The sequence below is a fragment of the Streptomyces sp. NBC_01445 genome, assembly GCF_035918235.1.
In the GTDB taxonomy this organism is placed as follows: Bacteria; Actinomycetota; Actinomycetes; order Streptomycetales; family Streptomycetaceae; genus Streptomyces.
Genome location: NZ_CP109485.1, coordinates 413,835 through 436,911, shown reverse-complemented (window position 1 = coordinate 436,911; position 23,077 = coordinate 413,835). Strand labels below are relative to the sequence as shown.

Below are 23,077 nucleotides of genomic sequence, written 5' to 3'. Positions count from 1 at the left end.
GACTGGGGAGTCATCTGAGACCCCGTTCATCGGGGACCTATGGCCGCATCGCGACGGCCACGGCCAGAGTGAGCTTGTCGCGGAATTGCGGGCGGTCGGAGACGCGGTGCTTCCACCCCTCGCCGGCCGCGGCCAGGACCTCGGCGATCTGCCGCGGCGTGACGTCGCCGGTAGTCCCGCCCGAGGTGCTGATGGCGCCGGCGAGTGCGTCGTGAAAGGCGGCCCGGTAGTCGTCGTACATGCTGTCGAGCTTTGTTGCGTCGTGCTCCAGCAGTGCGTCGACGCCCTCGTCGAGGTTGGTACCGACGTAACGGCCCAGATGGGCGTCAAGCGCGGCTACCAGGCGCGCATCGAGGTCTACGTCGGGCGCGGCCAGCGCCGCGCGGACGTCTTCCAAGGCCTTGTCCAGCTCCTGCCGCATGGTCGCGCGGAACAGTTCCTGCTTGCTGGAGAAGAGGAAGTACAGGCCGGGACGGGAGATGTCCGCGGCCTGGGCCACGGCGTCCATCGACGTCTTGCGGTAGCCGAAGGTGGCGAACACGGTCAGTGCTGTCGCAAGCACCTGTTCGCGACGTTGGGCGTCCCCTCGAGGTGTTGACATAAGCACACCATACCTAGTGCTCTCACTAGACAGAGATTATCTAGTTTGTTAAGTTGTGGATGGGGGTCGTGGAGAGAAGAGAGCATCATGAGCAAGACCGTTCTGATCACCGGCGCCTCGACCGGCATGGGCGAGGCACTCACCTTCGAGTACGTCGAGCGCGGCTGGAACGTCGCGGCCACCATGCGCGACACCGCCAGGGCCAACCCGGCCTTCGCCGACCTCGACACCGTCCTGGTCACCGCACTCGACGTCACCGACCGCGCCGGCATAGACAAGGCCGTCCACGCGACGATCGAGCGCTTCGGCGCCATCGACGCCGTCGTCAACGCCGCCGGCTACGGCCAGCTCGGCGCGGTCGAGGAAGTCAGCATCGACCAGCTGCGCGACCAGTACGAAACCAACGTGGTCGGCGTCGTCCAGGTGATCCAGGCCGTACTCCCGCACATGCGTGAACGCGGCACCGGCCACATCGTCAACGTCGGCTCCATGGGCGGGCACGTCAGCCTGCCCACCATGGCCGTGTACTGCTCGTCCAAGAGCGCCCTGCAGAACCTGACCGAGGGACTGGCCTGGGAACTCGGCCCGCTAGGCATCCACGTCACCCTGGTCGAACCGGCGGGCTTCAACACCAACTTCACAGCCAGCTCGAAGTTCCCCGCCACGTCCATCGCCGACTACGCCGATTCCTACGCCACCATGGCCGAGTTCGACAAGCAGGCAGTGCGCGGCGACCTCGTCAAGTCCATGGCGGCCGTCGCCGACATCGCCGGCACCGACAAGCCCCCGCTGCACCTCGCGGTCGCCCCGGCCGCCCTGGAAATGGTGCGCGGGCGCTTCACCGAGCTGATGGCGGAGTACGACCGCTGGGAGCCGGTCACGGCCGCCACCCTCTGACGGTGACTCACCCGCACGGCCGCCCCGCGGATCGCCGTCCGGCGCTCCGACACGCGCGTGAGCGGACCAGGTTGGTGGAGCAGGAGGGTGAGGTCCTGCGCCGGGCCGCGCCTGCCTGTCCCAGGCGAATCTGCCGGCAAGAAAGTGGTCTCCCCGCTCGTGAAAAGACCTGGCCGGGACGGATTTCCCGTCACGGTCGGACGGGTTTCCCGGCGCGGTCACATGCCGGGTCCACCACCTCGCTGGAGCGCCCTGCTACCGCTGCCTCGGTGGGCATCGCAGCCGGGCCGGCTGTGGTCACCGGCGGCTTGTCCGCGCTGATCGGTGCCGCTGAGACCACCGCGATGCGGCAGCGGGTCAAGCGGACCGTCCGCAGGCATACGCCTGCCGCACGGGCCTGTGATGAGCTTGGCCCGTTGAGGAGCAGCCGGACGGGAAACCGCTGCAGGCGCCGGGTGGCGGGCCGCCCCAGCACGGGATCTTGTGCTGTCTGGGCGCCCGGTCCTCAGGCGGGGCACCTGGCCATGACGACCACACCCGGCCCGGTCTGCTCGTCCGCGGGGAGCCGGAGTTCGGCGACCGGGCGCAGTCCGGCCTGCTCGACCTTTGCTGCCCTTCAGCCCTTTGACGGACAACGAACGGTACGTCCATGCGGGTACACGTCTGCACATCCGCCGTGCGGCCACGGCCCGGGCGTCGTTGAGGAACGTATGACCTCAGACGTGACCAGCCTCATCCCGGACCAGGACGCAGCCGCGCGCCGCCTGGAGATCCTCACGTTCGAGGAGGCGCAGGATCTTCTGCGACTGTTGCAGCTCATCGTCGGCGAAGGGCTTGACGAGCTGTCGCAGGAGGCGGAGTGGTTCGCCCGGGAGATCGCTGCCCGTATCCCCTCGGAGAGCTGAGGAGTCGTTTCAACTGGCTTGCTCGCTGGGCTGACTGCCGTGATGGCGGTGGTCGAGCGTCGGGTTCCTGACGGGGTGTGGGAGCTGTTTTAGCGGGTGGTCCCAGCTGCTCCGGTGCGTCGTGCGTCCGCAGGGTGGTTCCCGCGTCGGGTATGGGGACCGGCGCGTCACGTGATTCCCGCGCCCTCGGGTCGTCGGCGAGTTGGTCGGAGGCTCGCCGGTGCCGACGCCACGTATCAGTGCGTTCTGTCAGGACATGCGGATGACCTAAAGGGACCCCTGCTCACCGCTCCTGACGATCAGCCGCGTGCTCAACTTATGGAGTTGGTCGGTGCCATCGAACCGTGGAACGACCTGGAGCACGCCAACCTGAAGACCCTTGGGGAGGGCTTGTGGCTGTGGGCCGGAGGACACGTCGAGCCAGGTGAGGACCCGTGGGCCACGGTGGTCCGCAAGTGCCGTGAGGAGCTGGGAATCGAGGCTGTGGCATCACCGATCACCGACGAGCATCCCCCTCTTGCTCGCCGTCACCCGGACCCGGGGGATGGCCTACACGCCGACGTCTCACTCTGGTACCTCCTCAACGCCGACGCCATCACCACTTACGACCGGAGCAAGTTCGACGCAATCCGCTGGCTGACTGATGAGCAGGTACTCGAGGAGTCTGACGAGCTCCTCGACCCCCACATGCACCGCTTTACCCGCAAGTTGAAGCAGGTCCGGACCACGAGGCGCGGGTAGCAAGCACGGCTAACTCTTCCTCGACTCCGAGTAGGAGTCGGCGAGGCGTGGACCAGCCACATGCGCTTTGCGGCAGGGTGGGTGCCAGTCAATCGACATGGTGACGGGCGAAGGGATGCAGTGGCTACCTCGTGGAGGACCACATGACTGACCATGACTACTCCGGAACAGAACAAGGCACTGGTGCTGGAAGCATTCGACACGCTGTTCAACAAGCGTGACTACGTCGCCGCCGAAGAATTCTGGTCTGAGCGCTACATCCAGCACAGCGCTCACATCGCACCGGGACGCGCGGGTCTGTTCGACCTGATCCGCTCGTTGCCGGACGCACTGCGCTACGAGCACCAGCTCGTCGTCGCCGACGGCGATCACGTCATGCTCTACGGTCGTTTCAGCGGCGATGGCAGCCCCGCCGCCTCGGTGGCAGCCGACGTGGTGCGCATCGAAAACGGCAAGCTCGCCGAACACTGGGACGTCCTACAGGATGAGGCGACCCAGGCCGAGTCCGTCAGCGGCCTGCCGATGTTCGGTGACCGGTTCCCGCCCGACCGCTGACCGGTTCCGTCGCATGATTTCCGCTCACGACGGCGACCAAAGCCATGGGGATGAATGCCGGAGTCAATAGATTTCCCGAACCCACATCGTGAACTGGTTGTGATCCGACGACCGTCCAGCGCCGTGCGCAGAGCATTGGCTCGACTGGCTTTGCGTCACAGAACCGCGCCATTGGCCGAATTCCGTTCACCTCGGCAGTAATTCACGCAATGGATCGGTTCTCCTTCAGCTTTGCGTCAGCGGCCATCGCGATCCGCGAGCATGGACCCACCTGAAGCGTTCTCATGGCCTAGACACAGGACCGCCGCATGGTGCTTTGATCCCGCCCTTGAGTGTGGGCATATCTGCTCGATCCGATCTCCCCGAACTAAGATTTTCGCGGGGAATCCGGGATGAACTCGAACCATCCGCCAGTCATGATTGAGAATGTCGGGAGTAGCGACTATGGGCAAGTTGCAGGGAAAGGTGGCGGTCATCACCGGCGGCACCGCGGGGATCGGACTGGCCACAGCAAGACTCTTCGTCAGAGAAGGTGCCTATGTTTTCATCACGGGTCGCCGTCAGAAAGAACTTGATGAAAGTGTGAAGGAAATCGGCGGCAACGTATCCGGCGTTCAGGGTGACGTCGCTGAACTGGCCGACCTTGACCGCCTCTACGAGACCGTCAAGGCGAAGGGGCGAATCGATATCGTTTTCGCCAACGCCGGGATGGGCGAGTTCGCTTCACTGGAAGATGTCACGGAAGAGCATTTCGACAAAATCTTCAACATCAACGTGAAGGGGGCGCTCTTCACGGTACAAAAGGCCCTGCCGCTATTGAATGATGGCGCCTCTGTCATTCTCACGGGCTCCGTTGCGAGCGTCAAGGGAACACCCGCGTTCTCGGTCTACGGTGCGAGCAAGGCTGCCGTCCGAAATTTCGTCCGAGGATGGACGGTGGAGCTGAAGGATCGTCGTATCCGGTGCAACGTCCTCAGCCCTGGCCCGATCGAGACGCCGCTTGTGGCGGCGCAACCTCAAGATGCCATCGCGAAGATTGCATCCACCATCCCGATGGGCCGCATGGGGGAGCCCGACGAAGTTGCCAAGGCGGCGCTCTTCCTGGCCTCGGATGACTCCAGCTTCGTCACCGGGATCGAACTGTTCGTTGATGGTGGCAGAGCGCAGATCTAATTCTGCAACGGTGCGTCTGACCGTGTCATTCAGTTCGCGCGTCCGCCTGTGCCGTCCCCGCGGGCGCACCGTGCCGGACCGACAAGGTCCGGCGGCCACGTCGTAGCCTCGAAATGCCCCTCCACGATACTGATCGGCTACAAAAACGCCACTTGTGAACGGATTTGACAAGCTACCCGAGGGCAATAGGGAAATAGGGCAGTGGACCGGATCCCCAAACGCTGCCACTACTGGTGGCGAAGAAGTTGTGCGAGGTACAGCGGTGGTTCTGCTCATCCTTGAGGCAACAGCTGCTGACCGCCGTCGATGTCGTACGTTGCGCCCGTCAATGCTTCGTTGCACATGATGTGTACGGCCAGAGCAGCGACGTCCTCCGGGCCGACGACCCGTCGGATGGGGAGCGAGGAGCGGAGCTCTTCACGCCGTGCATCGATCTGATTGCCCAGGAGTGAGGCCGACAACGCCGTGTCGACGAATCCGGCAGCGATGAGGTTCACCCGGATCGGCGCGAGTTCGAGTGCCAGGTTCGCGGTGAGGGCGGGAAGTGCCGCGGTGAGCGCTGAGGTGACGGCCCTGCCGACGCCGGGGCGGCGACCGCCTGTGCCACCGATGAACAACAGCGTTCCTGCGTCCCGGACTTTGCCCTGGCTGTACTTGGCTATGGCGAGGGTCATGGAGAGGCGCTCGCCGAAGTGCCGACTGGTCTCCGCCAGGTCCATGTCGGCCAGGGGCGCGTACAGCGGGCCGCCGGCTGTCGATATGACGTGGTCGACCGGGTAGGGCAGGTCACCGAAGAACTGCTGGAGTTGGTCCGTGTCAGTGGCGTCGAGGGCTGTAGTGCTCCGCGGCCGGACTTCCGCAGCGGCTCGCTCCAGCCGCTGCGGATCTCGTGCGACCATGACCACCTGGCCACCGGCAGCGCGGACTCGACGCGCGGTTTCGAGTCCGATTCCCGAGCTTGCGCCTATCACAATGACGGTCTGGTCGACCAAGTCCTGGTGTTGGTTCGGCTCACTTCCGCTCATCAGTGCCTCCGATGATCTGACGGCGGCAACGAGACGACGGTACGGGAGGGCTGTGCCTCCCCCTGGTGCGTCAGACCAACGGTTGCCCACCGTGCAGTTGTGGATACAGTTCGTGCGGTCCCCCGGGCAGAGCGGCCTGAACCTGCTTGCTGACCTCGTCGGCGAGTACCTCGTGGCGTCCGGCCTCCACGCCGGCGAGCGCCGCCCGGGCAACTTCGCCGGGATCGGCTTTCGGGCCGCGCACATTCGCAGCCATGTCGGTCGCCAAGTAACTCACATGCAGTGCGGTCACCTGCGTGCCCTGTTCCGCAAGGGCGACGCGCAGGGCGTTGGTCACTGACCATTCGGCGGACTTGGCTGCGGCGTACCCGGCGCTGACCGGGATCGACACCCACGACAGCACGGAGAGTACGTTGACCAGTGCGCCGCCGCCATTGCGGTCGAGTACGGGGGCGAAAGCTCTGCTCATGGCCAGCGTGCCGAGCACATGAGTTTCGAACTCCGTCCGGAATGCGTCGAGGTCGGACGTGAGGATGCCGGCACGGGTGGTGGATCCGGCGTTGTTGATGAGGAGTGTCACGTCCTGCGCCTGGGCGCTGGCTGCCCGGACCGACTCGTGGTCCGTAATGTCGACGGCCACCGGGACGGCTTCCGGCACCGTGACCTTTGCGGGGTCGCGGGCTCCGGCATAGACCTTGGCTGCTCCAGCTTCGAAAAGAGCCCGTACAAACTGCTCTCCCAGCCCTCGATTGGCGCCCGTGACAAATGCAACGGACCCGTCAATCTTCATGGGACACCTTTCCTGCAGGGCGTCTGAAAGGCTGCAGACCGCTCGGTCGCGATGCTCCACTGCATCGTTTCCAACATTTCCGAACGTACCTCGCACGGCTGTCCACCACCATCCGGAGTGCACTCACCTCTGGGCGTGCGCCCTTGCCGGGACGTCGGCATGATTCCGCACGGCGCGGTTCCGACGGCAACCACCCGGATCCGCTGCACACCCGGAGAACCGCCGGCCCCGAAACGACGAACGCCACGAATCCTTTGCCCCCGCGGGCTCACCCTTCGGCGCAAGGCCAGGAACCGGCGGCATCTGTTGCCGGGGTGACCAGGCAGTGGTCGGATGGATGTGCTCTCGTGTCGACCGAGTGAGGAGTCGATTGCCGGGCGACAGCCTGCCCCGCACGCAATCGTCAGGACTCGACGGTGGTGTCAGTGGTTCGGCAGGGAGGCCGGCCCCCTCCATCCCCTCATGCAGACTGCGGTCGATCCGCGGGTCGACCGCTCCGGAGTACGGAGACAGGTATGACCACCTATCGAGCCGCGCAGGTCATCACCCCGAACGGGCACTTCGAGATCGTCGACCGCGAGGTGCCACGCCCAGGTCCCATGCATGTGCGGCTGGCCGTCGAAGCATGCGGGATCTGCCACAGCGACGATGGGTTCGTAAGCGGTGCCATGCCCGGAGTGCGGTTCCCGCTGGTTCCAGGGCACGAGGTCGCCGGGCGTATCGAAGAGCTCGGCGAAGGAGCCCAGAGCAACAATTGGAACGTGGGGGACCGCGTGACAGTGGGGTGGTTCGGAGGCAGTTGCGGACACTGTGTCCCTTGCAGGCAGGGCGACTACATGGTCTGCGACAACCTCAAGATTCCCGGCTTGGCATACGACGGGGGCTACGCTGAAAGCATGATCGCGCCGATTGATGCCCTGGCGCGCATACCCGACGCCCTTTCGGCGACCGACGCGGGCCCCATGGCTTGCGCGGGAGTCACGACCTACAACGGGCTGCGACGCAGCTCCGCCCGCGCCGGAGACCTGGTAGCGGTCCTGGGCATTGGTGGGCTCGGTCACCTCGCTGTGCAGTACGCAGTGGCCATGGGTTTCGAAACCGTGGCTATCGCCCGTGGGTCCGAGAAGGCCGGCACCGCCAAGGACCTCGGGGCCCATCACTATGTCGACAGCACGGGGGCGACCTCCGTCGCGGAAGCCCTGCAGTCCCTGGGAGGCGCGAAGGTCGTACTGGCTACCGCCGGCAGCTCTGAGGCCATCGCGGCAACTGTCGACGGATTGACGCACCGCGGTGAACTCGTAGTCATAGGAGTTTCCCCGGACCCCATCGGCATCAGCCCGCTTCAGCTCATCCTGCGCGGCCGGATCCTTCGAGGACACCCGGCCGGTACCGCTCAGGACGTGCAGGACACCATGGCCTTCAGCGCCCTGCACGGTATCCGTCCCATGGTCGAGACGATGCCACTGAGTGAGGCCGACGCGGCCTACCGGAAGATGCTCTCCGGCTCCGCACGCTTCCGCATGGTGCTGACCTCCGGCTGACTTGCGCCTGTGCGGATCCACGACGACGACCATCCGTGGACCTTGGCCGACCGCCTTGAACTGTTCGGGCGCACCGGTGAGATACGGACTGAGGTGCCCCGAACTACCAGGAGGCCCTGGTGCCATGCGCCGACGCCCGCGCGATCACCCGATCAGGAACCCTGTTCGACCAGGCTGCCCTCGTCATCGATAGCGGATGTGGAAGCCACCGATGCGGGCTGCAAGTCGGTCCGCTCGGTGGTGGGCCGCCGTCCTGTAGCTGCCGGATGGCGGTCACGAGGTCGGGCTGCGTGTATCGCCACGACCTCGAAACACCGGCAGCCCTCGCGATCGACGCGAGGCTGGTTCCCACCGATGCGTTGTCTGCCGAGACGGCCTTCTCGGTGTCGCTGCCTGCGCGCTCGCTGCCACGCCGAGTGGCCTCGGCGAGTGCGGTGGTGTTGTCAGCTGGCGGCATCGGCGTCCTCCACCTGGCCGCCGACGACGATCTGGTTCTCGGCGGCCCCTCCAGAGAACTGATGATCTTGCCGAGGGTACGGCGGTTCTTCTCTGCGACCCGGCCGAGCCCGGCTTCCTCGGCCTGGGCGATGAGTTCACTGGTCTCCGGCCACTGCTGGCGGTGCTGCCTCGAGGAAGTCGCCGGTGGTGATGAAGTACCGGCAGTCCAGGCTTGGGTTGGCGTACTCACAGTCAGTCTGCACCGGGGCCCGCAGTAGCCGTTGGGAAGCGTCACCTTCGCGCGAACCAGGCTCGACTTTGCCCAGGCCGCCCCGGCGAGCGGGTGCTCGGTGGCGATTGGTGGGGATCTTTGAAAACGGTTGGGGCCGCTCTTCGCCCCACATGCTTGGTCTTTGAACTGTCTGGGGGAGACGGGGAGCGGAGAGCGGTGCTTGATCACTAAAATGTAGGTTTGGCCACGCCCTGGTGACTGACTGACTGACTGACGGATGGATCGGATCGGGTTTGCACGGCTCCCTCGGTGAGTGTGGGGCCCGGGCCGTTGGGTTGATCGGTCCGCGAGCCTTGATCGCTGCCTAGTCTGCTGATTAGTTGGTCGGCATGACTGAACTTGGACCCGTCGCCTGGCCGCCTGAGCCGATCAAGACCGAGCGACTTGTGCTCCGTGAGCCCGAAGCCCGGGACCGTGCGGCGTTCATCGAGCTGCTGTCGTCGCCAGAGGTGCATACCTACCTCGGCGGCCCCCGGCCGCGTGACGAGCTTGAGCGCGAGATGCCCGAGGTACCCGCGCGGTGGCCCGGGAGTTTCGTCGTTGATCTCGACGGGGCGATGATCGGTCAGATCCTGCTCAGGAGAGCAACGGAGCACCGTCGCCCGGCTGCTGCGGGGAAGGCCGATCTCGGCTACCTGTTCCTGCCGCGGGCGTGGGGATTCGGGTACGCCGCCGAGGCGTGCGCGGCGGCACTCGACTGGTTCGACGGCGCCCTTCCCGGCGAGCCGGCGGTGCTCACCACCCAGACCGCCAACGTCGGCTCGATGCGCCTCGCGGCAAGGCTGGGGTTCACCGAGGTAGAGCGGTTCCAGGCCTGGGACGCCGAGCAGTGGCTCGGCCTGCGGTCCCCGGTCACGCCGTCCGCCTGAGCTCGTGCTCGACGCCTCTTGGTTCGCGATGCGTCCTTCAGGGATCCGTCCGATTGACGGGCGTCACTGACCAGCTCGCAGCCGACCAACGAACACCGTCGTGGACAGGATGTGATCAGGCGTCACCTGAACGTACGGGAGTCGTCCCGGTGGCACGGGCTGCCGCCGGTCGCCGCTTACGCGTCCGGGACCGATGCGCGTCTGGCGTTCCGGCACCTCATGATGCGCAGTTCGTGGGGTTCCCACGACGATGAAGGATCGCTCAGCGCGACAGCACCGTAAGAGCTGAGCCAGAGCCCGAGAACCGACAGCACCAGTACATGAGATGGGGAGGCGTCGGCGGCGCGTCGTGTTCGACGTTCATGAGAAACGACAGCGCCCCCAACGCGCCCCGCCGTGGCAGGGCCTCGCCTCGGGAAGCCGTGATGAGGCCGAAATACCTCTGCGTAGTGTTCCGACTCCTTGGCATCCGGCCACGGAACCCTCGCGAGAATCCGTTTGGCGGACCACCGCGACCACTGCTACGTTTCCGGAGGCCGTGCTAGAGAACGAGGAGGTGGTACCCGTGAACGCAGTATCGACATGGGTGCTCCCCTCCGGGGTCACGGTCGGGCGATAGGTCGTCCGGGAGCGCCGTTCTGAGCACTCCCGAAAGGTACGACCATGCACTTCACTTCTGAACAGCGTCTCGACGACGGTGTTCTCGAGCGTGAATTCACCCTCGGAGAGATCCCCGGCATCCTGTGGACGCCCGCATCCGCACCGGCGCCGCTGATCCTGCTCGGCCACCCTCCCCTCGGGCTGCGCAAGATGTACCCCCGACTGGTGGCCCGGGCCCGGCACTCCGCGGCGGAGGGCTTCGCCACGGCCACCATCGAGCTCCCCGGAAGCGGCGACCGGCCCCGTTGGCCCGCCGCCGAGCAGGCCCGCGCTGACCTGCGCCGGGCCATGGAGGCCGGCGAGCCGGTCAGCGACGAGATCGTCGATGCCCTCATCCTCCCGCTGGTCGACAAGGCGGTCCCGGAATGGCAGGCCGCCTTGGACGCCCTCATGTCGCTGCCCGAGATCGGTGGCCCGGTCGGGTACTCGGGGGGAGTGATCTCCATCGGAATCCGGCTTGCGGTGGTCGAGCCGCGCATCGTGGCCGCCGGTCTCTTCGCCGGGAGTTTCGTGCCTCGCGCCATCTTCGAGGAGGCCCGCCAGGTCACCATTCCGCTGCATGTCCTGCTGCAGTGGGACGATGAAGGGAACGACCGGCAGGCGGCCCTGGACCTGTTCGACGCCTTCGGCTCCAAGGAGAAGACGCTGAACGCCAATATGGGCGGGCACACCGGCGTCCCGCAGTTCGCGGGGGACGCCGCGGCCCAGTTCTTCACCCGGCACCTGAGGTGAGGCCAGGCCGTCAGGCGACCAGCAGACGGTAAGCCGTGTTGGCCGCCAGGATGCTCCTCGTCGAGGGCAGGTCCCGGCTCTCCTCTGCTGCCTGTGCCGCGGGCCCCTGCCAACTCGGCAGGGGCCCGCGCTGCCCGAAGACATGAACTGTTCGATTTCTGCAGTGCTTCTGGTGCTGCCCGGTCTCGTGTCCATGTGCTGTCGGTTCTCGGGTTTCGGCTCAAGGTCTGTGGTGACGCCCGGATGCTCGGTAGATCAGGTCGGCGCATGCAGGGAACCGGCAGGTCAGAGCGTAGGTTCGATGCGGTCACGAACACACACAGCGCAGCTCCACAGAAGTTGAGACAGAACCGGTTCTCGTGAACAATGCCAGACAGGGCTGGCTCCTTGACCGCGGTGACATTGCGCCTCGTCATCTCTGCTTCCGAGCAGCAGACTTCGATTGGCCATCCGCAAGCTCAGTCTCAGTCGGAGGACCCACTCGTGTCTGCCCCACACCACATGCGCGTCTGCTCAAACCACACTGGCCAGTGATGATCCAGGGCCTGCTCTCGCTCGCAGCCGCGAAAGGCCTCTCGCCTGCGCCGCGGGAACATCGCCGGCCGAGCGAGGGAAACTGCCCCGCGTGCAGACACCTAGCACCAGACCAGGCCACTTCGGCCTGTGCCCGCCTCGTCGGCTGGCATCGATGCGCCCACGGACCGCCGCCGCGTAGAGCCTCCATGGCCGCGACAGTGTTCGCCCACCAGTGACATCTCGGCCAGCGAGCTCACGGGCCCATCGCCGCACAGAACGGCATCAGTCAGCTCGAACAACGCGTGCGAAGGGGCCGTCGCGCAGGAGTGGAACTCGCCCAGGAAGCATGACAGTTGTGCCGATGCCTCCGATCAGGCGTCGTGATGGAGCAGACGCTGAGTGCACTCGGCAGGAGTCGAACCTGGATGAGTACGTCGCCGGCGGGCTCGGTCTGGCGAGACTGAAGGCCGGTGACGTAGTAGGCCGGTCCCGGTCTGGGTAGCATCGGCGGGCTGGGAGAACATAAAGGCGAAAGCGGCGTCGGCGTGCGCGTCGCCGTCGGTGTCGATGTTGAGCCGGTAGAACCCGGCGGGGTGGAATTCCGACTCGATCATGAACGGGCTTACATTCATGATCGGCACGGTCTTGCCAGGGTCGGCTGGCGTCTGGACGCCGTCCAAATCGGTCCGGGAGACTTGAGTTTTTCGGCGCTGAAGTGGTTAGACATGGCGGCTTCTTGGTGGTGTGTGCCCGGTCGCGCCGGTCTTCCGGTCAGGACGGTCATTTGACTGCACGTGGTCTGCGCTCCCCGCAGCGAGGAGTGGCGATGAGACGTGAGGCAGAGGGTCCGGCGAGGCCGCGACCCCGCCGTCATGGGGATGACGTCCGCCCGGCTGCGGGAAAATTGTCGACGTCCACGACGGCCTGCGCGAATTCGCGGGGCGCTTCCTGGGGCAGATTGTGACCGATACCCTTCAGGGTTCGATGCGCATAGTGACCGGTGAACTTGTCGCGATAGGAAGAGCCGCCGCCCGCAGGCGTGAAGGGATCGGCCTCGCCGTCGAGGGTGATCGTGGGCACGGTGATGACGGGACCTGCGGCGAGCCGCTTTTCGAGGTCGTCGTAACGGGGGTCGCCCTTGGCCAGGCTCAGCCGCCAGCGATAATTGTCGATCACGATGCTGACGTAATCCGGATTGCGGAACGCCTCCGCGGTGCGATCGAACGTGGCGTCATCAAAAGCCCATGTCGGGGAGTTGAACTTCCAGACCTGCTTCGCCAGATCATGCCGGTTCTGTTCGAGGCCGAGCCGGCCTCTCTCCGTGGCGAAGTAGAACTGATACCACCATGCCCACTCGAGCTTCGGCGGCAACGGCTTCTTGTTGGCTTCCAGGTTCGTGATCAGATAGCCGGTCACGGAGACCAGCCCCTTGACCCGTTCTGGCCAGAGCGCCGCAATGATGTCCGCTGTCCGCGATCCCCAGTCGTAGCCTGCGAGGATCGCCTTGTCGATCCGCAGCGCATCCATCAAGGCGATGATGTCGAGAGCAAATACCGACTGCTGCGCGTTCCGGAACGTCTCGCTCGAAAGGAAGCGCGTCGTGCCATGGCCCCGCAGATACGGAACGATGACCCGGTATCCCTTTTCCCTCAGCAACGGCGCGACAGCGACGTAACTGTGAATGTCGTAAGGCCAGCCGTGCAGAAGAACGACCACCGGGCCATGGGCCGGGCCTAATTCTGCGTATCCCACATTCAGGACGCCAGCCTCGACCTGCTTCAATGAGCCGAACCCTGAGTTTTCCTCCACTTGCTCGTCCGTCTGCGGAAAGTGATTGTTTTCGCCGGACGTGGCAGTTGAGCACGCCACGGAAAGGCCAGCCGTTGAGGACGCAACCACTCCCGTACCGACGACCTTTCCGAAGGTTCGTCTGCTGATCATCTCCATACTTCCCGTGAAACCGCGGCCGCCCGGTAGTCGAGTTGCATCGACGGTGAACGCACGAATTCCCCTACCCGGTCCGGCAGTCGTCACCGCGCCGGTCACGGGAACGTCAGGCCATCGGCCGAAGGCTGCGCGACTGCGCAGGGGGCCGGCGACGGTGGATCCGGGTGCCGCGCCCTGAAGGCGGCGGCACGGAAGCCGCAGCACAGCGCGTAGTGAGTCGGTCCGGAGATTCTGTCGCAGTAGTGGCAGATCTGGTCGGCGGTCTTGGTCCACTTGAAAGGCCCGGCGGCCGCGTTCCAGATCTTGATCCATTCGCTGAGTGCGGTCTTGAGATCGTCGAGTGAGCAGAAGACGCCACGTTCCAGACGGCGTCGTTGCAGTTCGGTGAACCACCGCTCGACCTGGTTGATCCACGACGAGTAGGTCGGGGTGAAGTGTGGGGTGAACCCGGGGTGTGCGAGCAGCCACTTGTGCACCACCGGTGCCTTGTGGGCGGAGAGTTGTCGCAGATGACATGGACCGCCAGGCCGGGCTCAGTCTGGCGGGCGATCTCGGCCAGGAAGTCCCTGAAGTCCACCGCCTGATGCTGTGCGGACAGGCGGCTGATCACCTTTCCGGTTGCCGTGTTCAGCGCGGCGAACGGGTCGATGGTGCCGTGCCGCACGTAGGCGAAGCTGCGCCGCTCGGGGGTGCCCGGCAGCACCGGCAACACCGGCGCGCCGGTGAGCTCTCGGGCTGCTCAACAGTGCGTTGGGCGGGTGTGCGGCCGGCGGCCGAGTGGGGGAGGAGCGTCCCACGTACGGGCTGGCGTTGGGGCGGACGGGCGTACGGGGCAGCCCGTAACGGGGTGGTTGCTGGCGTGTCGGGAGGCGCTTCCGGACCGGCTGCAGAGGATCGGTGGCCAGGGTGGGCCGTTCCAGCGGAGTGGCAGGCCAGGCGGATGCCTTCACAGACCGAGGAGTGCCATGTCCCAGCAGGACAACATCGCCGCCCAGACCGCCTTCGGCGAGGCCGTCAACAGCGGGAATCTCGCCGCCATCGCGGACATCGTCGCTCCCGGCTCGATCGACCACGACGCCGCCCCCGGACAGGGCCCGGGTCCCGAGGGGTATCAGGCCATGTTCCGGGACCTCAGGCGCGCCTTCCCCGATCTGCACGTCGAGGTCGAGCACCTGCTGGCGACCGCGGACGAGCTGGCCTTCGCGTATACCATCACGGGCACCCACCGCGGCGAACTCGCGGGGCACGCACCGACCGGCAAGTCGGTGAGCTTCCGCGGTATGCAGATCAGCCGTTTCGAGGACGGCAAGCTCGTCGAGCGCTGGGGTAGCAGTGACGAACTCGGAATGATGCGGCAGCTCGGCCTCATCTGAGCCCGCCAGCACGCCCCGAGGCGGGTGGCGGTCTGGATTCCGCAACCCTGCCTTGCGGGGTCCGGTTCAACGGCCACCCGGGACGCCATGCGCGGGCCTTGAACCCGTAGAGAAGGATTTAGCTCAGTCGGCCTGCTGGGAGTCCGCCGACCCTCACGACGGAGTGCTACTGAACGGCCTTCGGTCCACAACCTCGACCGCGGACCGAGCCGCGGGAAGAGCGGGGCCTCGTCGTGCGGGTAGAGGCAACGCAGGGAGGCAGGCGCTCCATGATCGAGGACTTCGTCTGTCGCGTCAGGTCGTGCTGCCGGCGTCGGCCTGGCATCGCCCAAGAATCGGACCCGCTCCTGATTGCGAAGGCGTGGTTGCAGCGTGGGCGGTAGGCCTGTCCTTGTGCCGTGCCGTTTCCTCAGGCACTGGGAGCGGTTGGCGCCAAGGCATGGATTTGTCGATCTTCGGTGTGGTGCCGCGGAAGCCTCATGGCCACGAAATCCTCCCCGCCGTGATGGCTTCGCGTGCCGATACAGACGGTTCCAGGGATGCGGGATGCGAGTGCCGTGGCGAGGGTGCCGCGCAGCGGCCGCCACCAACGGGTTCGAGCGAGACCCGGTGCACTGCCGACAGAGGAACACGCACACTTCCCCGGCGGGCGGCGATTCGTTCCCACCAGGCCAGGCGGACGGCCAATTGATCACCGGCGATGCGTATGAATGCCGTCTTCGTGCGCTTCGGCCGGTCCCCGTTGCGGGCAGGTCCGTTGGTTGCCGTCCAGACCTCTCTCCTCCGGCCGGCCGCGTCCTGAGCACGGCGGCGTTCACTGATTCGAAGGTCAACAGCAATGCCGCCCCGGAGTTGCTCGAGCTCGGAGGGTGGCTCTCGCCCGGCGACATGGCGGGGCGCGCAACCCGCGCCGTTGGCACGCGAGAGCGGATGGTGCTGAACCGACGTGCGTTTCGGTATCGGCAAGCAGCATGGAGGGGCCGCGCGGACAGCCCCCGCCGGGGCTGTCCGCGCTACGGCCGCGTCAGTTGTGCCGGCGCCTTAGGGAGTCCCGGGCGCCGCGCGCACGGTCGTGGACCTCGCGCATGACCTTCTTGGCCTCGCCCTTGACCTGGTCGCCCTTACCCTCGACCTCCTTGCGGCGATCGCCAGTGATCTTGCCCGTCATCTCCTTGGCCTTGCCTTTGATCTTGTCCAGGCCGCCCCTGCCGGTCATGACGACACCTTCCTCCTGTGAAATTCCTGCGTCTCCAACGCAGGTCCGACCATCACCCGAGCGCCCACGGTCGGCTGTGATCGCCTGGTCCTGCGCGTGGACGCCTGGGCGGCTCGCTGTCCCGCTCGCCGATGTCACGGCCTTCCGCTCCGTCATGGTTCCGCTCGGGGCGAGGCCCGGTGACTTCCACGTGGGCCGCACGCAGCAGGCGGCCGCCGAGCAGGTATCCGGGGGAGAGGATCTGGCTACAGCAGAGCCGGTGGGTCTCCGGGGAGACGTGATGGGCTACGGCCTCGTGGCACGCGGGGTCGAACTCGTCGCCCTCCTCTCCGAACGACTGCAGGCCCAGTGAGCCGAGTTGGGCGCACAGGGTTTCGGTGACTTCCTTGAGGCCCGGTGTCGTCGGCTCGTGCTCGTACGCGCGATCCATCGTGTCCAGCACGGGCAGTAGGGTGCGCAGTACGTTGGCAACGGCTATCTCGCGCACGGCCATGCGGTCGCGCCGTACCTGCTTGCGGTAGTTGTCGTACTCGGCCTTCACTCGCTGCAGGTCTGCGGTGCGCTCCTCGAGTAGTCGCCGCAGCTCGGGGTCGGTGAGCTGCAACTGTTCCTTCTCCATGGTCACCCCGCCTCCGGCTTGTCGTCGTCGACGATCTCGGCGTCGACGACGTCGTCATCAGCGGCCTTGTGCTCGTCGCCCGGGGCTCCGGCCTCGGGACCGCCCGCAGCCTGCGCGCCCTGCGCCTGGGCGTACATGGCCTGGCCCAGCTTCTGCGAGACGGCGGCGACCTTCTCGGTGGCGGTGCGGATCTCGGCAGTGTTGTCGCCCTCGGCGGACTCGCCCTTGAGCTTCTCCTTCAGCTCGGCGATGGACTCCTCGACCTCGGTCTTGACCTCGCCGGGGACCTTGTCCTCGTTGTCCTTGAGGAACTTCTCCGTCTGGTAGACGAGCTGCTCGCCCTGGTTACGGGTCTCGGCGGCCTCGCGGCGACGGTGGTCTTCCTCGGCGTACTGCTCGGCCTCGTGGACCATGCGGTTGATGTCGTCCTTGGGGAGGGCGGAGCCGCCGGTGACGGTCATCTTCTGCTCCCTGCCCGTGCCCAGGTCCTTCGCGGTCACGTGCATGATGCCGTTGGCGTCGATGTCGAAGGCGACCTCGATCTGCGGGACACCACGCGGGGCCGGCGGCAGACCGGTGAGCTCGAACATCCCGAGCTTCTTGTTGTACGCCGCGATCTCGCGCTCGCCCTGGTAGACCTGGATCTGCACGGACGGCTGGTTGTCCTCGGCCGTCGTGAAGATCTCGGAACGCTTGGTCGGGATCGTGGTGTTGCGCTCGATGAGCTTCGTCATGATCCCTCCCTTGGTCTCGATGCCGAGGGACAGCGGGGTCACGTCGAGGAGCAGGACGTCCTTGACCTCACCCTTGAGGACACCGGCCTGCAGGGCGGCGCCGATGGCGACGACCTCGTCCGGGTTCACGCCCTTGTTCGGATCTTTGCCCGTGAGCTCGCGGACCAGTTCGGTCACGGCCGGCATCCGCGTGGAGCCGCCCACGAGGATCACATGATGGATGTCGGACACCTTGATGCCCGCGTCTTTGATCGCGTTGTGGAACGGCGTCTTGCAGCGCTCCAGAAGGTCGGACGTGAGCTGCTGGAACTGGGCGCGCGTGAGCTTCTCGTCCAGGTGCAGCGGGCCCTCGGCGGACGCCGTGATGTAGGGCAGGTTGATCGTGGTCTCGGTCGAGGACGAGAGCTCGATCTTCGCCTTCTCGGCGGTCTCCCGCAGGCGCTGCACCGCCATCTTGTCCTTGGAGAGATCGACTCCGTAGCCATTCTTGAACTGCTGGACCAGGTAGTCGACGACGCGCTGGTCCCAGTCGTCACCACCGAGGTTGGTGTCGCCGTTGGTGGCCTTGACCTCGATGACGCCCTCGCCCATCTCCAGCAGCGACACGTCGAAGGTGCCACCACCCAGGTCGAAGACCAGCACGGTCTGTTCGTTCTCTTTGTCCAATCCGTACGCCAGCGCCGCGGCCGTGGGCTCGTTCACGATCCGCAGGACGTTCAGACCGGCGATCTCGCCGGCTTCCTTCGTCGCCTGCCTCTGGGAGTCGTCGAAGTACGCCGGGACGGTGACCACGGCGTCGGTGACGTCCTCACCCAGGTACGCCTCCGCATCCCGCTTCAGCTTCTGCAGCACGCGCGCGGAGATCTCCTGTGCGCTGTACTGCTTGCCGTCGATATCCCCGGCTTCCGGGAACCGCCAGCTGTGGTCTCCCATGTGCCGTTTCACCGAGCGCGCGGTGCGCTCCACGTTCGTCACGGCCTGCCTTTTGGCGACCTCGCCGACGAGTACTTCGCCACTCTTGGTGAAGGCCACGACCGACGGGGTGGTCCTGGCCCCCTCCGTGTTGGTGATCACGGTGGGCTCACCGCCCTCGAGGACCGAGACCACCGAGTTCGTCGTGCCGAGGTCGATACCGACCGAGCGTGCCATCTCCATTCCCTCCTCGGTTGACGGAAACCGCGGGACCCGCCGACTCCCGGCTGGACCCTCTTCAGGCCCTTCGCTCCCATCGGGCCGACGACGGCCTCGGAGTACGGGCGACCACGCGGACAGCCACCGTGTGGCGCACCGGGCGGACCACGGCCAGGGAAAGCACGGCCCGCTTGCGGTTGTAGGTGGCACGCAGCCGTACGTCACGAAGAGTGGTCGTACGCTGCCCGCAGCCACCCGAACCCCTCAGCGATGACAGCATCGACTTGGATGTCGGGCCGCAGTCCCCGCGCCCGGCACGGAACGCCCTGTTCATCAACCCAGCAGTCGCCGAGGGTTTCACTTCTAGGACCGCATACAGATCCGGTTCCCCGTTCCGGCCACTTCAAGCCACCTCTTCCCCCCATGAGGTGCGGGTCTGGACCTGACTTTGCCTATTCGGCAAGGCGAGGTGGAGAGCTCTCGTCGCCTGGACGTGCTCGACCGGTTCCTCGCTGCGGACCGGGGATATGAGACCTCCCGTTGCTGCACCGCGCGACTGAGTGACGGCCCCGGGACCGGTCTACGCTGTTCACATGGGCACCGGCGTGGTGACGCTGTTCCTGTGCGGAGATGTGATGCTCGGGCGCGGCGTCGACCAGATACTCCCGCACCCCGGTGACCCCGAGCTGCGGGAGGACTACGTGCGGGACGCGCGGTCCTACGTGGATCTGGCGAAGGAGGCCAGCGGCCCGATCCCCGAGCCGGTCGGCCCGGAGTGGCCGTGGGGTGACGCGCTCGTCCTGCTGGAGCGGACCGCCCCCGACGCCCGGATCGTGAACCTGGAGACGGCGATCACCGGCGACGGGGAATTCACGCACGGCAAGGCGATCCACTACCGGATGCACCCGGCCAATGTGGCAGCACTGGCGGTGGCCCAGCCTGATGTGTGTGTCCTGTCGAACAACCATGTCCTGGACTTCGGCCGGCCAGGGCTGGCAGAGACGCTCGATGCGCTGGCCGGGGCGGGCCTGCGGTGTGCCGGTGCGGGGCGTGACGCCGCGCAGGCATACGCGCCCGCCGTGGTCCCGGTGGGCCGGGCCGCTCGGGTCCTGGTGTTCGCCGTCGGTATGCCGTCCAGTGGCATTCCGCCGACCTGGGCGGCGACCGCAGCGCGGGCCGGAGTCGCCTATGTTCCAGGGCCGACGGCCGCGGCGGCCGAGGCACTGGCTCAGCGGGTACGGCAGGTGAGACGACCGGGCGACGTCGCCGTCGTGTCCGTGCACTGGGGCTCCAATTGGGGCTACCACGTACCCAAGGATCAGGTGCATTTCGCGCATGCCCTGGTGGACGGTGGAGTGGACGTCGTTCACGGACACTCCTCGCACCACCCTCGCCCCATCGAGGTATATCGCGACCGGCTGATCCTGCACGGTTGCGGCGACTTCATCGACGACTACGAGGGCATCTCAGGCTACGAGGAGTATCGCGACGACCTCCGCGTTGCCTACTTCGTCTCCGTAGCCGCGGACACGGGCCAGCTGATGGGACTGCGCATGGTGCCCTTGCGGGCCCGGCGGATGCGGCTGGAATACGCCCCGGAACAGGACCGTGCCTGGCTACGCACGACGCTCGCGCGGATCAGCGAAAGCGTAGACATAAGGCTTGAGCGCGACGGCACGCTCACGTTGTGAAGGATCGCTGCTCCCTCGCGCTCCGGTGCGCGTGCGCCGTCGTGCGGTGCGGATGGTCGCCGAGGTGCGGCCCGAGTACGAAACCGAGTGGGCCGCGATGAAAGCGGTCGCCCAGAAACTGGGCATCGGCACGACCGAGACGCTGCGCAAGTGGGTGCGGCAGGACCAGATCGATGCAGGTGCCCGTCCGGGCACTACGACGGAGGAGTCCGCGCAGGTCAAAGCGATGAAGAAGGAGATCGCCGAACTCAAGCGGGCGAACGAGATCTTGAAGGCTGCGGCGTCTTTCTTCGCGTCAATGCCATCGTTGGAGACGTCGACCCGGTGACGGTGCGACAGTGACAGATGCCGATGGGGTTGGCTCTTTTCTTTGCTGCCCCGCCAGTTGAGGGCTTCTCGGCGATGTGCCGCCCTGTCGGCGTCCGCGTTCTTCGCGATGTGGCCTGATAGAAGCGTGCTGCTGGGGTCCTCACCGACCACGACTGCAAGATCGCCCCGTCCACCTACTACGCCCACCACAAACGCCAGGCCAAGCCTGCGGCCCGCACCCTCCGCGACGCCGAGCTGAAGGACCTGATCACCCAGGCGTACGAGGCCAACTACCGCGTCTACGGTGCCCGGAAGATCTGGCGGCACCTGAACCGCCAGGATGTCGCGGCGGCCCGCTGCACCGTCGAACGCCTCATGCGTGACCTCGGGATCACCGACGCGGTCCGCGGCAAGCGGGTGATCACCACGATTCCCGACGTGAGCGTGGAGCGGGCCCCGGACCTCGTGGACCGCGACTTCGTCGCCCCGGCCCCGAACCGTTGCTGGGTCGCCGACTTCACCCACGTCGCCACATTCGCCGGCGTCGTCTACGTCGCTTTCGTCGTGGACACCTTCTCCCGCCGTATCGTCGGCTGGTCCGCGGCCACCTCGAAGGAGACACGGCTCGTCCTGGACGCTCTCGAGATGGCCCTGTGGCAACGTGATCGCGACCAACACTCCTACCGGAAGGGCGAGTTGATGCATCACTCCGATGCCGGGTCGCAGGGCGGACCGGTCGCGGCGCCATAGCGCCGTGTCCAGTGCGTCAAGGACGAGCTTCGTCAGCTTGCTGGTGGCAGCGGACCAGCCGACGATTGTCCGGGAGAACACGTCCACCCGAGCCACGCTCGTAAGCGCGGTCTTCAGCGGATTCTTGCGAGGAACCCCCGGTCGTTCGCGCCCGGGAGGAATCGCATCCACGGGGTGCGACGCGGAGCGTCGCCGTGACGTGCCGCAGTCCATGACGACCGCGGAGCGGCCCGGGGCGTTCCGGCGGAGCCGGGCTACGGCGGTGTGCGTGGTCAGGGGCGGGGTGGGTGTCGCTCGTTCGGGTGGGGCGGGGCCGAACATGTGGTGGGTCTTCGTTCAGGTGTATAGGTTCGCTGATCGTGAAGCTGGTGGTGCGGGTGAAGCTGCTGCCGACGCCCGTACAGGCGGCGGCACTTGAGGCGACCCTGCACGCCTGCAACGAGGCCGCCACGTGGGCCGCGTCCGTCGCCTTCGAGAAAGAGGCGCGACGTCCGCTGGAGCTCCGCAAGCACACCTACGCCGAGATCCGGGCCAGGTGGCAACTGGGCGCCCAGGCCGCCCAGCACGCGATCAAGAAGACCTGCGACGCCTACACCACCCTGAAGGCGAACCTGCGTAACGGCCGGTACGGGCGGCCCGGTTCCAGGCGGCACACTCGCGCCTCGGGCAAGCCGGTGGTCTTCCGGCCCGAGGCGGCGCAGCCTTACGACGACCGGATGCTGTCCTGGCAGCACCAGGCACGCACGGTATCGATCTGGACCACCGCGGGCCGCCTGAAGGGCGTGCGGTTCACCGGGCAGGCCGAGCAGGTGGAGGTCCTGGCTGCGCACCGCCAGGGTGAGTCTGACCTGGTGTGCCAGGGCGGGAAGTGGTTCTTGATCGCGACCTGCGAGATCCCCGAGGGGGTTCTGAACACGCATCCGGACGGGTTCCTCGGCGTCGACCTGGGGATCGTGAACATCGCGGCCACCTCCGACGGGGCACGACACTGCGGTCGCCGGATCAACCGCAAGCGGGAACGGGATCGCAAGCTGCGTTCCAAGCTGCAGAAGAAGAACACCAAGTCCGCCAAGCGGCGGGCGAAGAAGTACGCGGGCAAGGAAGCCCGGCGGAACAAGGACATCAACCACAAGATCAGCAAGCGGATCGTGGCGGAGGCTGAACGCACCGATCGCGGGATCGCCCTGGAAGACCTGAAGGGCATCCGCGAGCGGGCACGGCTGAGAAAGCCCCAACGCACCACGCTCCACTCCTGGCCCTTCGCCCAACTCGGCTCCTTCATCGCCTACAAAGCGAAGCGGGCCGGAGTGCCGGTCGTGTATGTCGATCCGGCGTACACCAGCCAGGAATGCTCGAAGTGTCATCACACCGAACGCGGAAACCGGCCTGCCCAGGCTGTTTTCTCGTGCCGGGTCTGCGGCTTCGTTGAGCACGCGGACCACAACGCGTCCCACAACATCGCCCACCGCGGGTGGTACGTGTGGGTCTGCGGGGCTCAGTCAACGGCCCCTGAACTCACCCTCATCGCGTGAGTCCTGGACGCAGCCGAACCCATCACAGCCAGTGATGACT

At 66.3% G+C, this 23,077-nt stretch carries 22 protein-coding genes and 2 pseudogenes; 14 read left to right on the top strand and 10 right to left on the bottom strand.

Going from position 1 to position 23,077, the window contains the following annotated elements:
* Positions 1-37: 37 nt before the first annotated feature.
* On the bottom strand, positions 38-601 hold the full coding sequence (locus OG574_RS02280) for a TetR/AcrR family transcriptional regulator (protein WP_326771585.1): 564 nt from the start codon (positions 599-601) through the stop codon (positions 38-40).
* A gap of 87 nt (positions 602-688) precedes the next feature.
* Between OG574_RS02280 and OG574_RS02275 the strand changes: the two genes are divergently transcribed.
* The 5 genes from OG574_RS02275 (at position 689) to OG574_RS02255 (ending at position 4,872) form a co-directional block, all read left to right on the top strand.
* Entirely contained in the window at positions 689-1,498 is an 810-nt protein-coding gene (locus OG574_RS02275; protein WP_326771584.1) for an SDR family NAD(P)-dependent oxidoreductase, read from the top strand.
* 344 nt (positions 1,499-1,842) lie between these two features.
* On the top strand, positions 1,843-2,403 hold the full coding sequence (locus OG574_RS02270; RefSeq protein WP_326778333.1) for a DUF6417 family protein: 561 nt from the start codon (positions 1,843-1,845) through the stop codon (positions 2,401-2,403).
* Positions 2,404-2,721: 318 nt separating this feature from the next.
* Positions 2,722-3,144 carry an NUDIX domain-containing protein gene (locus tag OG574_RS02265; RefSeq protein ID WP_326771583.1) on the top strand — a complete coding sequence of 141 codons (423 nt, stop codon included), beginning with the start codon at positions 2,722-2,724 and terminating at the stop codon, positions 3,142-3,144.
* A 153-nt stretch (positions 3,145-3,297) separates the two neighbouring features.
* A complete protein-coding gene (locus OG574_RS02260; RefSeq protein ID WP_326771582.1) occupies positions 3,298-3,699 on the top strand; it encodes a nuclear transport factor 2 family protein in 402 nt (133 codons plus the stop codon).
* 444 nt (positions 3,700-4,143) lie between these two features.
* Complete coding sequence (locus tag OG574_RS02255) at positions 4,144-4,872, top strand: glucose 1-dehydrogenase (RefSeq protein ID WP_326771581.1); 729 nt, start codon at positions 4,144-4,146, stop codon at positions 4,870-4,872.
* Between the two features lie 272 nt (positions 4,873-5,144).
* Here OG574_RS02255 and OG574_RS02250 read toward each other — a convergent pair whose 3' ends face one another.
* Together OG574_RS02250 and OG574_RS02245 are read right to left on the bottom strand one after the other, a co-directional pair.
* Entirely contained in the window at positions 5,145-5,897 is a 753-nt protein-coding gene (locus tag OG574_RS02250) for an SDR family oxidoreductase (RefSeq protein ID WP_326771580.1), read from the bottom strand.
* A gap of 70 nt (positions 5,898-5,967) precedes the next feature.
* Positions 5,968-6,687, bottom strand: coding sequence for an SDR family oxidoreductase (locus OG574_RS02245; protein ID WP_326771579.1), 720 nt, complete (start codon positions 6,685-6,687; stop codon positions 5,968-5,970).
* A 515-nt stretch (positions 6,688-7,202) separates the two neighbouring features.
* On the opposite strand from OG574_RS02245, the gene OG574_RS02240 reads away from it, so the two are divergent.
* The 4 genes from OG574_RS02240 (at position 7,203) to OG574_RS02225 (ending at position 11,219) form a co-directional block, all read left to right on the top strand.
* A complete protein-coding gene (locus OG574_RS02240) occupies positions 7,203-8,228 on the top strand; it encodes an alcohol dehydrogenase (protein WP_326771578.1) in 1,026 nt (341 codons plus the stop codon).
* Between the two features lie 290 nt (positions 8,229-8,518).
* The gene (locus OG574_RS02235) at positions 8,519-8,944 is read left to right on the top strand and encodes a hypothetical protein (protein ID WP_326771577.1); all 426 of its coding nucleotides are present in this window, start codon (positions 8,519-8,521) and stop codon (positions 8,942-8,944) included.
* Between the two features lie 343 nt (positions 8,945-9,287).
* Positions 9,288-9,827 carry a GNAT family N-acetyltransferase gene (locus tag OG574_RS02230; protein WP_326771576.1) on the top strand — a complete coding sequence of 180 codons (540 nt, stop codon included), beginning with the start codon at positions 9,288-9,290 and terminating at the stop codon, positions 9,825-9,827.
* A gap of 663 nt (positions 9,828-10,490) precedes the next feature.
* Positions 10,491-11,219: an alpha/beta hydrolase gene (locus OG574_RS02225; protein ID WP_326771575.1), complete on the top strand. Its 729-nt coding sequence runs from the start codon at positions 10,491-10,493 to the stop codon at positions 11,217-11,219.
* A gap of 675 nt (positions 11,220-11,894) precedes the next feature.
* Here the strand turns inward: OG574_RS02225 and OG574_RS02220 are convergent.
* From OG574_RS02220 to OG574_RS02210, 4 genes and pseudogenes are all read right to left on the bottom strand, one after another.
* Positions 11,895-12,088: pseudogene (locus tag OG574_RS02220) on the bottom strand (NF041680 family putative transposase); the annotation flags it as partial.
* A gap of 18 nt (positions 12,089-12,106) precedes the next feature.
* Positions 12,107-12,442: pseudogene (locus OG574_RS52625) on the bottom strand (hypothetical protein); the annotation flags it as partial.
* A 163-nt stretch (positions 12,443-12,605) separates the two neighbouring features.
* Positions 12,606-13,781, bottom strand: a complete 1,176-nt coding sequence (locus OG574_RS02215) for an alpha/beta fold hydrolase (RefSeq protein WP_398380269.1) — start codon at positions 13,779-13,781, stop codon at positions 12,606-12,608.
* Complete coding sequence (locus OG574_RS02210; protein ID WP_326771574.1) at positions 13,778-14,161, bottom strand: hypothetical protein; 384 nt, start codon at positions 14,159-14,161, stop codon at positions 13,778-13,780. The genes OG574_RS02215 and OG574_RS02210 overlap by 4 nt, the downstream gene beginning before the upstream one ends.
* A 486-nt stretch (positions 14,162-14,647) precedes the next feature.
* On the opposite strand from OG574_RS02210, the gene OG574_RS02205 reads away from it, so the two are divergent.
* A complete protein-coding gene (locus OG574_RS02205; protein WP_326771573.1) occupies positions 14,648-15,055 on the top strand; it encodes an ester cyclase in 408 nt (135 codons plus the stop codon).
* Between the two features lie 1,024 nt (positions 15,056-16,079).
* Here the strand turns inward: OG574_RS02205 and OG574_RS02200 are convergent.
* The 3 genes from OG574_RS02200 to dnaK are packed head-to-tail and all read right to left on the bottom strand — an operon-like array spanning position 16,080 to position 18,773.
* Complete coding sequence (locus tag OG574_RS02200; RefSeq protein WP_326771572.1) at positions 16,080-16,271, bottom strand: CsbD family protein; 192 nt, start codon at positions 16,269-16,271, stop codon at positions 16,080-16,082.
* 52 nt (positions 16,272-16,323) lie between these two features.
* Positions 16,324-16,890, bottom strand: coding sequence for a nucleotide exchange factor GrpE (gene grpE, locus OG574_RS02195; protein ID WP_326778331.1), 567 nt, complete (start codon positions 16,888-16,890; stop codon positions 16,324-16,326).
* A gap of 2 nt (positions 16,891-16,892) precedes the next feature.
* Positions 16,893-18,773, bottom strand: a complete 1,881-nt coding sequence (gene dnaK, locus OG574_RS02190; protein ID WP_326771571.1) for a molecular chaperone DnaK — start codon at positions 18,771-18,773, stop codon at positions 16,893-16,895.
* A 575-nt stretch (positions 18,774-19,348) separates the two neighbouring features.
* Between dnaK and OG574_RS02185 the strand changes: the two genes are divergently transcribed.
* The 4 genes from OG574_RS02185 to OG574_RS02170 all read left to right on the top strand — a co-directional run bounded on the left by OG574_RS02185 (position 19,349) and on the right by OG574_RS02170 (position 23,037).
* Positions 19,349-20,446: a CapA family protein gene (locus OG574_RS02185; protein ID WP_326771570.1), complete on the top strand. Its 1,098-nt coding sequence runs from the start codon at positions 19,349-19,351 to the stop codon at positions 20,444-20,446.
* Entirely contained in the window at positions 20,418-20,774 is a 357-nt protein-coding gene (locus OG574_RS02180; protein ID WP_398380314.1) for a transposase, read from the top strand. Before OG574_RS02185 ends, OG574_RS02180 begins: the two co-directional genes overlap by 29 nt.
* Positions 20,775-20,935: 161 nt before the next feature.
* Positions 20,936-21,505, top strand: coding sequence for an IS3 family transposase (locus tag OG574_RS02175; protein ID WP_326778330.1), 570 nt, complete (start codon positions 20,936-20,938; stop codon positions 21,503-21,505).
* Between the two features lie 359 nt (positions 21,506-21,864).
* On the top strand, positions 21,865-23,037 hold the full coding sequence (locus tag OG574_RS02170; RefSeq protein WP_326771569.1) for an RNA-guided endonuclease InsQ/TnpB family protein: 1,173 nt from the start codon (positions 21,865-21,867) through the stop codon (positions 23,035-23,037).
* Positions 23,038-23,077: the final 40 nt, after the last annotated feature.